An 11,079-nucleotide genomic window follows, 5' to 3' on the forward strand; every position below is an offset into this window, starting at 1 on the left:
AGTCGATTTTTATCCGGAGTGTAGCCTGAGAATCCCAGTGTTCATGCGGCCGTGGGGCGGTCTTTTGACGGGATAAAATTACCAACTTCTACAGCGACGCCAAGAAGGCGAGCAAGTCAGCGCTTGGCTGCCACGGCTTTGCATTTGTCGGTTCGATACCGGCGCGTTTCCAAAAGGCTTCGAGTGCTTCTCGTTTCATCTGTAAGTTGGTGGTGAGATAGCGACTGGTGGTGGCGATACTGGCGTGACCGAGATAATCGCGGATGACGGTAACGTCGACACCAGACTGCAACAGTGCGACCGCGCAACTGTGGCGAAGCACATGCGGGGTGATTTTTCGGCGCTGTAAGGTAGGGGCTGTCGGGATCGCGGCTACTACATATTTTTGAAGCAGATAGGCCGCGCCGTCGCGCGTCAATGGCTGGCCCTGTCGATTCACAAAGACAAATGCCCCTGGCGCGCCATCGCGTACAGTAGGCAGGCGCAGAAGTGCCTGAGCAGTATCGCGCCACAGCGGGCAGAGCCGATCCTTTTTGCCCTTGCCGTGGAGGCGAACCTGCCGGGGTGGTGTCAGATGCAGGTCTGCACAACAAACGGTCAGGGCCTCGCTGATGCGTGCGCCCGTATTATAAAGAAACAGCAATAACCCATAATCCCGTTGGCCGAGCACGGTACGACAGTCAGGCTGGTCAAGGATGGCATGTACCTCCGCCGCTTCCAGATAGGTTGCCAGGTTTTGCTGGCACTTCTTCGCAGGCAAGGCCAAAATCCTCTGATACTGCTCGGCATGTGGAAGGTCAACGCGGATCAGATGCTTGCAGAAACTGCGAATCGCTGCGCGTCGGCAGTTACGCGTCGCAATCGAGTTGGCACGATCCGATTCCAACTGGGTCAAAAAGGCGGCCACCGCATCGACGTGCAGATCGTTCAGTCGCAGGTTGGCAACGGTGCTGTCCTTGGTGTCCGCGAGGTAAATGAAAAGCAGTCGTAGGGTATCTCGATACGCGCGCACGGTGTGCGCGCTGGCACCTCGCAATCGCTGTAAATAGTCGCGGAAGAAGCTCTCAACGCAAGCCAATAGCGGATCTTCGGGCGCTCTGCTCATGACGTTTTATCGACGTGGTGCCAGTGTCGGGCGAAACGTTCACTGGCCAAGCGCATCAGTTCCGGCGTAGCCCTCAGATACACTTGCGTGCCGAGCACGTCGACATGCCCCATATAGGCGGAGAGCCAAGGCAGCCGGGCATGGATATCAACGCCCTCGTGATACCAGGCGGTCAACCGGTGGACGGCGAAGGCATGTCGGAACTCATAGGGTCGCGGTCCTGTCCGACCTCTGGCAGGCTTGAGTCCTTCCCGACGAAGCAGCCGACGAATGGCCTCTGACGCGGCCTTCACCGGTAGCGCTTGGCCGCTATTGCGCAGCAAAAGTGCTCCGGGATCAGCGGTTGCTATTGCTTCCAGAATGCGCCGGCGTAGCCGCAGACAATCGTTTAACTCGTGGGCCAGATCATCAAGAAACGGTACAATCCGGGACCTTCCTTTGCTCTCCCGGACAAGAAAGCACCGCTGTTCCAGATCGATATCGGACAGCTGCAATCGGGCGGCCTCCCCAAGTCGCAGGCCGGTACAATAGAGTATCAGCAACAACATTCGCAGCATGCCGGCACAGAGATGTCGGGTATCATGAGCGCTGGCTGCGGTGATGAGATGGACGATCTGGTCCTGGGTGAAAATATACGGTAGAAAGGTCGACGCCTTTATGGGTGCCCAGTCCTGTTCGGGCACAAAGCTGGCCGGATCCCGACGGCGGCGATACAGGCAGAGTTGGCGGATGACACCAAACTCCAGCCCCACGCTGACCGGCTGCCGATGTGGGTTACGCGATAACCACTCATGCAATACAGCGTCGAAAGGCACCTTGGCATGTAAACCGGCCCGATGCTCGACAGCGCGCTGAAAGCTCTTCAGCGCAAGCTCACTGCGTTGGTATGAATGCCCCATCGCACGCTTGAAAGCGACAAAATGGACGATGTCTTCGGCGAGTTCGGCCGCGCAGATAAGCGTCATTTGGGAACCGGCAGAGGCAGTTGGCGTAAGTGCTTGGTGTCAATGCGCAGATAGGCGGAAAGCGACGCTGGTGATCGATGACCGAGAATGTCGCTTATTACCTTGGGTGAGGTCTCTAGCTCCATCTGCCGGCATGCATGTGTATGGCGCAGTACATGGCTACCCAAGTACGCGGCCGTAACGCCAGCAGTCCGGGCGTACCCAACGAGCATATGCCGTACCGCTGAAGACGCGCTCAAGGGGTAATGGGGTGCTCTCATTGACAGGAATAAATGTCGTGTTGGTGTCCGACGGGGCCGCCCACGCTTAAGGTAGCTGACCAATGCGCGGGCAAGTGCCGGCAACAGTGGCAGTGCGAAGGCAACACCGGTCTTTGGTCGTACGACATGCAAGGTGGCGGCTTGCCAACCGATATCGTCGAGCGTCAGACGGATCACCTCGCCAGCCCCCAAGCCGTAACAGCTCATCAACAAGAGTACCGTATAGTCGCGCAACCCGACGGGCGTCTTGCGATCAATGGCTGACAGGATGCGGAGGACATCCGCCCACGGTAGCGCCCGCAGTGGCTGCTCGTAGCGGCGTATAACAGGGGTTACGACGAATGACGCAAGATCATTGGGTAACTGTCCGGTGGTCAGCAGAAAGCGCAAATAGCGGCGCAGGCTACAGCCAATGTCAGCTGTGGTCGTGCGGGCATAGCGCTTACTGCACGCCATCAGAAATGCATCGATATCCGTTAGCAAAAGGTCTTGCAACGACCGATGCCGGGCACCCATAAAGGCCAAAAAATAACGTATATGGGCCAGTTTCTTCTTAATGGTCCCTTCCGGGTTACCGCGGTGTTGGCGTAAATGTTCGGCAAAAGCCTTTAGTTGGGGCTCGGGTTGAAAAGTACCGTTCATCCTGGCTTGCCACGGAGGGACCTCAACGCCTAAGGCGCTTAATCCAAATGCCCAGGCCCGCAAGGCAGACTGCGCTCTCTGGCTAGCACACTCCGTATCGACCCGCCGTTGTCGTGCGTACCACTGGGCAAAGACGGTTACGCCGACCTGCGTCAGTTGCTCATTGGGACTTAGGGCTTCAGCCATGCAGTAATGGTGAAAACGGCGTATCCAGTAGAGATACTGATCAATCGAAGCCCGCTTGAGGCTGCGGTTGTCTCGCCATACGCCCTGAACCTTGGCTAATTGGGTCTCGAAATCGGGTACCACTTGCTTGCTGTGCACCGTTCATCTCCGGCAGTTGCCTTAATGCTCCGGTGACAACATTAATACCAGTCCCTGGGCGGGTCTGCCCCAGAGTTGTGTTGGATGCGTTTTAAGTGCGGGCTTCGTGGGGCGAACCCTAAGGGCGCGGGTAACCTTGGCAGATAAACGGCGAGCGTGGTACGCAGCGCCATCAAAACACCGGTTCCCCGTAGTCTCCCTTGGAATGACGTGAGACTTGGCTGGCAGTCGCGAAACAATACCGGTGCGGCCTGCAAAGCACCGACCAATGCGCCTCGTACCAGATAAGTCCGGAGGCGGATCCATCGAGCGGCACTGGGTAAGGAGATATCATCGGGACGCAGCGTATTCGCCGCAGCTTCGACACTGCTGGCGTACTCGGCATGCAGAACAACCCGTTCCAATGCCACGAGCGTGCCGGGCAGACGAGAGGCCAGACAATCTGGCAAAAGGCTGAACGTGCGATGGCCCTTCGGGCAGTACCAGCGAGGTATCCGTGTACCAGTAGGCGTTACCCGGGAGTATGTGCCGTGTCGAGAAAAGGAACAGCCACCTTGCGGATGTAGCGGGCAACTTGGCAATCTCGCCATGCGCCACCCTTGAGTTGCCACATAGGCTTCGCCTGAAAGGGATGTCTCGAATCGGAGCTGCATCTGAGACCTGCACCATGGAATGTTGACAGGTATTTTATCCCGAGAAACAAAGCTGTACAGCGCCCATAAGCCCTGCGATCCCTCATTATACTCCACATAAAAATCGACTTGGGATAATGTACCCAGCATTGGGCGTGGGTGATGTTCGGTTGCTGCTGGGCATATCGAGCATAGGCCGCATAGCCATCGCTGATCAGGGTGCCGCTGAACTGGTCGTTCAGCACCTGTTCAATATGGGCACGTCCGCGGCTGTTGGAGTAGGTGAACACCACTTCGTCGGCATCGCCGTAGAGCGGCCAGAACCAGCCGGATTTCATCTTGCCTCTTTGTGGCCCGGCCCTGATGGCCGGACTTTACGGGCGTCTCGTCCATGGCCAGCACTCGGCTGCGCAGCACGCTTTGGGTTTGAGCATCCACAATGGGCCGCAGCAGAGCAATGGCCCGCTTGACCAGATTGGTCAGAGTGCTGCGACTGAGGGTAATACCGGCTTGCTGGAGTCGCTGATGCTGGCGATACAGCGGTAGATGGAACTGGAACTTGTCCACCATCAGCCCGGCCAGCAGGCTGACATCGGCCACGCTGTTGTCCAGCACATTGAACGGTGCGGGTGTGGTGATCGGCTTGTTGTCGCCTTTGCGTCGGAACACCGGGCGCTCAAGCTTGAGCACCACGTAACTGGCGGCCCGCTGGGCCAACCGGTAAGTGGTCTTGGTACCGATGATGTCGTATTGATCGGCGTCCGGCCCGGTCAGCTCCGGAGGCAGCGTCTCAATCACTTCCACCGGCACGTCGTCGTTAAAGCGCAGGCCGGTGTCGTTCAGGCAGTCGTCGTCCCGTTGTTTCTTGCCCGAGCCACGCTGATACGCCTGAACGACACGTTTCTCATCCTCAGGCGGCGCTGAGACAACGGCTTGATCCGATGAGAACAGATGGCCCTGTTGCGGCAGGTCGAACACCTGCTTCTCGGATTTGGGGCCGAACAGTTGCTTCTTGAACCAGTCCAGCTGGTGTTTCAGTTGACGAATCGCGTCAGACTGTGCGTCCAACTGCTCCCGCAGCAAGGCGTTCTCCTCGGCCAGGGCCGAGAAGGAAGGCAATGCAGTTTGAGGGGAAGAAGCCGTTGAATTCATGGCTGATATTATACCAAACGCCCATCCTTTATGCCCCTCGAAAACGCTTGAATTGGCGGTATTTTTGCACTTCAATGCCGTCAATCAGCAGCTGTAAATCTGTCTGGGTCAAGGCTCGCTGACCCGCGGCGGAGAACGGCACCCGGAACTGTCCCTGCTCCAGACGCTTGGCCCACAGGCAATAACCGGTGCGGTTAAAATACAACATCTTCATCTGGGTTTTGCGACGATTGACGAAGACGAAATACTGGCCACTGAGCGGATCGTGTTTGAGTTGATTTCGAACCAGGGCGCTCAGGCCCCGGAACGATTTACGCATGTCGGTGGGCTCGGTGCACAGCCAGATCCGGGCCTGGCTATCGAGCCCGATCATCCGTTCTGGCTCAACCGCAGTTCGACACCGTTGCCGAGGCTCAGCACAATGTTCCAGCCTGGGCCAGAAGTCGACGAAGCGCCCATCAGCGACGACAGATCCAGAAATCCGGCCTCGCCGGAGTCCGCCGAATCAGCAACCGGTTCTTCGGTCAGGCGCTTACGCCAACTACAGAAACTCGCATAGCCGATGTCCTCCTGCTTGCAAAACTGCATGGCTGATAAACCGCTGTCACGCTGCTTATCAACCAAGGTCTGCCATTGTTCCTGGGGTCGGTGTTTTCTCATGGGGGTAACCTCGTGCTGGGAAATGTGAGGCTACTGTAGAAAGAAATTCATCGGGATGGCAGGACGTCTTGGAATGAACGGTTACTCAAGAAGCGATCGACTCGGCCTCTTGAGGCGTTTCAGAACGGCGTGATTGAAGCCAGCCCACCGCTACCATGGCAACTAAACCCGCGCCACTCGTTAGCAACTCGTTAGCAACTCGTTAGCAACTCGGGAACCCTGCCTGAAGGCAAACCAAGAATTCCGATAGAAATATCAATATTGCCATCTTGGACACCGTTAAGTGCATCACCAAAACCTTCTTGATATGCACTGTAACAATCGCCATCTATACCGTAGGCATCAAACAGTAATTGAGAAAGCTTTGGGTTGTACTTGCGGGAGGCCCAATTGCGACATTAGGTTTGCTTTCGGCACCACAGCCTGTCAATAAATTAGAACACCAAAGCCGCACAGTGCTTTAGACAGAAAATGTTTCATGTTTGCTCCTACTAATTAGAATTTTTGTAATAAACTTGTTTCGGAAAATTTTCAAAATCTGATCACCTATAAATTAATCAGCGAAAACTTTCACGAAAAAGTATTTAGTCATTGTTCACGTCCGCAGCCCTACAGACAAAAGAAATTAAGTTGCGTATACATTCCATTTTTTCATGCATGTATTTTCGAGTGACCTACGCAAATTCATTCGGCGCACACCATTGCCACACTCCGCCTCAAAGCTATCGCAAAGGTAAGCGCCTCTAAATCGACCCACTTGTCCTCAGTCGATCTGCGGCACTTTTTTTGAAGTCCGTTCCAGATCTACGTTCCACGGCAGCAGTGCCTCCAGCTTTTCTAGCGAGTCAGCGCCAGCAACGCGTTCCAGAACATGCTGGATATAAACCGACGGTTCCAGTTTGTTCGCTTTAGCGGTTTCGACTAGGGAATAACACGTGGCACTGGCACGGGCGCCCTGGGAGGTATCTGCAAAAAGCCATGCTTTTCGGTTATGCAAAGCTTCGCATAACGGTAGTTATCCTCACCCTATAATTATGCAAGGTTTGTTGGGCTATTCCGGCAAAGGCCAGTGGCGACGAAGCTTTTAGCTGTGTTGTAGCTATCGAGCTTTGCATAAAAACAGTGTTTCCTGTGGGCTCGTCCCTAACCGCAGGAGCACACACCATGCCCGCCGATAAAACCCTCACAAACCTTGTTCGCTACAACTGGCTGATTGATAGTCCGCTCGAGAGCGTCGTTTCATCCTACATTAAGGCGCTGCGAGGCCAGCGCTACGCTGATCGCACCATCAGAATCTATTTGGGCTGCCTTGCCCATTTTGGTTTCTGGCTTAAAGCTGAAGAGCTCGAGTTGACGCACGTCGATTCATCCCTTATTAAACGGTTCGTGCGCGAACACCTCCCGGCGTGCACCTGTCCCGTACCCTGCTACGATTCTGTAGGCTGCTCCGGAGCGGCGCTTCGGCATCTGCTCAAAATACTGATGCGTTCACAGCCATCGCCAACGATGGCGAAGGATCCAGTGACGATCGAGCTCACTCGGTTCGCCGAGTACTTAACGGATACTTGCGGGCTATCATCAGCCACCCGTGACAGCCGAGCTCAACACGTTGGGGCGTTCCTCTACGACGTAGGCGTTACTGATACCGTGAGCGTCTTGTCGCTGTCGGCGACCGACATAGATGCTTACTTTTCGACGCTGACGTCGCGCCTACGGCCGGCATCGCTGCGTATCGTGTGCAACAGTCTGCGTAGCTACTTTCGTTACCGTGCCGTGCGCGGTGACGAGACCGACGGGCTAGCGGCAGCGCTTCCACGAATCGCAGACTGGCGCCGGGCCACGTTGCCCAAGGTATTGTCGGACGCCGAACTAACGGCCTTTCTGGATGCCTTCGATCGCACGGACCCCGTTGGCCTGCGTGACTATGCCATCGCGCGCTGCCTGCTTGATCTGGGTTTACGCGGTCACGAAGTAACCTACCTCACGCTGGAGTCGATCGACTGGCGCAGGGCAATACTGACCATCAGCGGTACCAAAAGTAAACGCATTCAACAGCTTCCCCTGCCTGCGTCCACGGGAGAGGCGGTAGCGCAGTATCTGCGACAGGGACGCCCGCAGACGACGAGCCGCAGACTATTCGTCCGGCACCGGGCACCGCTCGACACGCCACTGAGCGTTCCGGCCATTCGCAATTCAATGAACCGCGCCTTTGTTCGTTGCGGTTTGCGCGATCAGTTCTGCAACACACACGTGCTGCGGCGAACGATGGCAACGCAGCTACAGCGCGCTGGGGTCTCAGTCAAAGAGATCGCCGACGTATTGCGTCACAAGAGTCTTGACACTGCCTACAGCTACGCCCGCGTTGACGTGGAGCAATTGCGCGCGATGGCACTGCCGTGGCCCGGGAGCCCGTCATGAGCGCCCGGTTGTCTTGGATGGCGCGGGTCGAAGCGTACCTGGCGTATCGTCGTCGTAACGGATTCGAGCTAACCATCGACGCAACGCAGCTTCAGTCATTTGCCCGTTTCGCGGATGAGGTCTCTCCTGAAGGGCATCTGACGGTGCCGCTCGCTGTCGCATGGGCACAGACTTCGCAGCTTAAGGCGTCGTTTACCTGGGCGCGCCGCATCGGGATTCTTCGCGGTTTCGCCCGCTTTTGCCAGCGCGAGGATCCGGCGACGGAGGTTCCACCGCGAAGTCTCTTTGGTTCGGCCCACCGGCGTCTCATCCCACACATCTACACAGAAGCCGAACTGTGCACACTGCTTGAAGCCACGCATGGCTTGGCGCCCACCGAGGGATTGCGTCCAGCAACTTGCCACTGTGTTTTTGGCTTGCTCGCCGCGACCGGGCTACGCATCGCCGAAGCACTGACACTAACCGCGGCTGACGTCGACATGGACAGTGGCGTTTTGCATATCCGCGAAGCGAAGTTCCATCAGCAGCGTCTCGTACCGCTGCATCCGAGCGTTACCGACTCGTTGCGCGCCTATGCACGACAGCGAGATAGGCTCGTGCCACGGCCTTGTTGTGACAAGTTCTTCCTGCGTGATGATGGCAGCGGCGTAAATCAGCCCAGCATGCTGTATGCCTTACAGAGGCTGTGTCAGCAACTGGACTGGCAAACGCGCGGTGACTATCAGCGTCACCGCCTGCATGACATCCGGCACACCTTCATCGTGAGAAGCATGCTGCGCCTCTATGAAGAGGGCGTAGATATTGATCGTGCCATTCTGGCGCTATCAACCTACGTCGGGCACGCCAAGGTGAGCGACACCTACTGGTATGTCACCGGCATTCCCGAACTGATGGCGATCGCCGCCGAACGCTTTCACCTCTATACGCAAGGAGAGGCGTCATGAACCCCTTGCTCACCGCTCCCACCGAATTCGGCGCGTTGCTCCAGCGCTTCTTCGCCGAGCGCTTGATCCAGCAACAGAACGTCAGCCCCCGAACAGTCGCTGCCTATCGCGATACCTTCAAGCTCTTGCTGAACTATGTGGGACGCGCAACGGGCAAGCCACCTGCCATGCTGGCACTGTGCGATGTCGATGCGGCCTTGGTGCTGAATTTCCTCACGCATCTCGAGACCGAACGGCACAACACCATTCGCACGCGCAATGCAAGATTGGCGGCGGTTCGTGCCTTTGCCCACTACGTCGCCTCACAAGCGCCGCCAGCTCTGCATCTTGCACAACAGATTCTCGCGATACCTATGAAACGCTTCGAACGACCCATGCTTGAGTTCCTGTCTCGCGACGAGGTTCGCGCGCTGCTTGCAGCCCCGGGTATAACGACCTGGTGCGGGCGCCGCGACACCGCCATGCTCACGGTGCTTACAACACCGGCGCTCGGGTTTCCGAACTGATCGGCATCCGGGTGGCCGATATCACGTGGCGGCAACCGCCTCTGTGCGCTACATGGCAAGGGCCGCAAACAACGAACCGTGCCTCTATGGAAGGAAACGGCGAAGGAAATCCGGCAGTGGCTAAAATACGCCGACTTGCATGTCGAGCAACCCCTCATTCCAAACCGCAGCGGATTGCCAATGACGCGCACCAATGTGGCCGAACGACTGAACCTGGCCGTCAGCACCGCGACAAAGATGTGTCCACAGTTAGCAGGCCGCAGGATCTCGCCGCATACCTGGCGCCATACGACGGCCATGCACCTGTTGCAGGCGGGCGTCGATCTGACCGTGATCGCGTTGTGGCTCGGTCACGAAAGCCCCGTCACCACTCACGGCTATGTCGAAGCGGACATGGGCATGAAGGAGCGGGCCCTTGCCGCCATCACCCCACCTGCGACCCAGCACAAGCGCTACCGCCCGACGGACGCACTCCTCCAGTTCCTGGAAAGTCTCTGAAATTATGCAAACCTCCGCTCGCGCTCCGCCCCTGAAAATACCGCTTGTGTTCCGACGAACCTTGCATAATTATCGGGTGCAGATAATTTCGGCCAACTGCAAATGGACGGATGGCGTTTTCGGCCAGCACGTTGCTGATCTGTAGGTCGCCCCGTTCGCAGTAACCCACCAAGGTGGGCCACTGGTTCAACGTATAATCCATCGCGGTTCGTGTCAGGGTGCCCTTTGCGACTTTGCCAGCGTTGGCCTCCAGCCAGGTCTTCAGTGTTTTCAGTCTGGGTACACTCAGTTCCTGACGAATGCGGTAACGCTCGGCCACACTCAACGCTTTGATCTTGCGTTCGATGGCGTAAAGCTTGTTGATGTGGCTCAGAGCCACATCGGCTTTGGACACGTTCGTGGGTTTGCCTTTACCTTGAGGCTTGGCCGCTTTGGTGGCTTCCACGAACTTACGTCGGGCGTGATCCTTATGCGGAGCTCCGCATAAGGATCATTATCCCAAGTCGATTTTTATGTGGAGTATAATGAGGGATCGCAGGGCTTATGGGCGCTGTACAGCTTTGTTTCTCGGGATAAAATACCTGTCAACATTCCATGGTGCAGGTCTCAGATGCAGCTCCGATTCGAGACATCCCTTTCAGGCGAAGCCTATGTGGCAACTCAAGGGTGGCGCATGGCGAGATTGCCAAGTTGCCCGCTACATCCGCAAGGTGGCTGTTCCTTTTCTCGACACGGCACATACTCCCGGGTAACGCCTACTGGTACACGGATACCTCGCTGGTACTGCCCGAAGGGCCATCGCACGTTCAGCCTTTTGCCAGATTGTCTGGCCTCTCGTCTGCCCGGCACGCTCGTGGCATTGGAACGGGTTGTTCTGCATGCCGAGTACGCCAGCAGTGTCGAAGCTGCAGCGAATACGCTGCGTCCCGATGATATCTCCTTACTCAGTGCCGCTCGATGGATCCGCCTCCGG

At 56.8% G+C, this 11,079-nt stretch carries 11 protein-coding genes and 2 pseudogenes; 4 read left to right on the forward strand and 9 right to left on the reverse strand.

Translation table 11 applies throughout. From position 1 onward, the window contains the following. Window positions 1–88: 88 nt before the first annotated feature. From MELB17_RS22605 to MELB17_RS22635, 8 genes and pseudogenes are all read right to left on the reverse strand, one after another. Window positions 89–1,105, reverse strand: coding sequence for a site-specific integrase (locus tag MELB17_RS22605; RefSeq protein ID WP_007352366.1), 1,017 nt, complete (start codon window positions 1,103–1,105; stop codon window positions 89–91). Then, window positions 1,102–2,070, reverse strand: coding sequence for a tyrosine-type recombinase/integrase (locus MELB17_RS22610; protein ID WP_007351422.1), 969 nt, complete (start codon window positions 2,068–2,070; stop codon window positions 1,102–1,104). The genes MELB17_RS22605 and MELB17_RS22610 overlap by 4 nt, the downstream gene beginning before the upstream one ends. Beyond that, complete coding sequence (locus tag MELB17_RS22615) at window positions 2,067–3,296, reverse strand: tyrosine-type recombinase/integrase (RefSeq protein ID WP_007351423.1); 1,230 nt, start codon at window positions 3,294–3,296, stop codon at window positions 2,067–2,069. Before MELB17_RS22615 ends, MELB17_RS22610 begins: the two co-directional genes overlap by 4 nt. Window positions 3,297–3,807: 511 nt before the next feature. Next, window positions 3,808–4,266, reverse strand: a complete 459-nt coding sequence (locus tag MELB17_RS26275) for an IS66 family transposase (protein WP_264673258.1) — start codon at window positions 4,264–4,266, stop codon at window positions 3,808–3,810. Beyond that, window positions 4,178–5,080, reverse strand: a complete 903-nt coding sequence (locus MELB17_RS22620; protein ID WP_007352679.1) for an IS66 family transposase — start codon at window positions 5,078–5,080, stop codon at window positions 4,178–4,180. The genes MELB17_RS26275 and MELB17_RS22620 overlap by 89 nt, the downstream gene beginning before the upstream one ends. A 28-nt stretch (window positions 5,081–5,108) precedes the next feature. Next, window positions 5,109–5,453, reverse strand: a complete 345-nt coding sequence (gene tnpB, locus MELB17_RS22625; protein ID WP_007350233.1) for an IS66 family insertion sequence element accessory protein TnpB — start codon at window positions 5,451–5,453, stop codon at window positions 5,109–5,111. After that, complete coding sequence (gene tnpA / locus MELB17_RS22630) at window positions 5,450–5,740, reverse strand: IS66 family insertion sequence element accessory protein TnpA (protein ID WP_007350232.1); 291 nt, start codon at window positions 5,738–5,740, stop codon at window positions 5,450–5,452. The genes tnpB and tnpA overlap by 4 nt, the downstream gene beginning before the upstream one ends. Before the next feature lie 763 nt (window positions 5,741–6,503). Then, window positions 6,504–6,728, reverse strand: a pseudogene (locus tag MELB17_RS22635) (transposase domain-containing protein); the annotation flags it as partial. A 176-nt stretch (window positions 6,729–6,904) separates the two neighbouring features. Between MELB17_RS22635 and MELB17_RS22640 the strand changes: the two are divergent. The 4 genes from MELB17_RS22640 to MELB17_RS25970 all read left to right on the forward strand — a co-directional run bounded on the left by MELB17_RS22640 (window position 6,905) and on the right by MELB17_RS25970 (window position 10,106). Beyond that, a complete protein-coding gene (locus tag MELB17_RS22640) occupies window positions 6,905–8,158 on the forward strand; it encodes a site-specific integrase (RefSeq protein ID WP_007348454.1) in 1,254 nt (417 codons plus the stop codon). Continuing rightward, on the forward strand, window positions 8,137–9,102 hold the full coding sequence (locus MELB17_RS22645) for a tyrosine-type recombinase/integrase (protein WP_227498758.1): 966 nt from the start codon (window positions 8,137–8,139) through the stop codon (window positions 9,100–9,102). The genes MELB17_RS22640 and MELB17_RS22645 overlap by 22 nt, the downstream gene beginning before the upstream one ends. Continuing rightward, a complete protein-coding gene (locus MELB17_RS25965; RefSeq protein WP_007352681.1) occupies window positions 9,099–9,608 on the forward strand; it encodes a tyrosine-type recombinase/integrase in 510 nt (169 codons plus the stop codon). Before MELB17_RS22645 ends, MELB17_RS25965 begins: the two co-directional genes overlap by 4 nt. A 78-nt stretch (window positions 9,609–9,686) precedes the next feature. Continuing rightward, the gene (locus tag MELB17_RS25970) at window positions 9,687–10,106 is read left to right on the forward strand and encodes a tyrosine-type recombinase/integrase (RefSeq protein WP_264673241.1); all 420 of its coding nucleotides are present in this window, start codon (window positions 9,687–9,689) and stop codon (window positions 10,104–10,106) included. A gap of 88 nt (window positions 10,107–10,194) precedes the next feature. Here the strand turns inward: MELB17_RS25970 and MELB17_RS24290 are convergent. Further along, window positions 10,195–10,572, reverse strand: a pseudogene (locus tag MELB17_RS24290) (IS66 family transposase); the annotation flags it as partial. Window positions 10,573–11,079: the final 507 nt, after the last annotated feature.

The organism is Marinobacter sp. ELB17, assembly GCF_000169375.1.
Lineage (GTDB): Bacteria > Pseudomonadota > Gammaproteobacteria > Pseudomonadales > Oleiphilaceae > Marinobacter.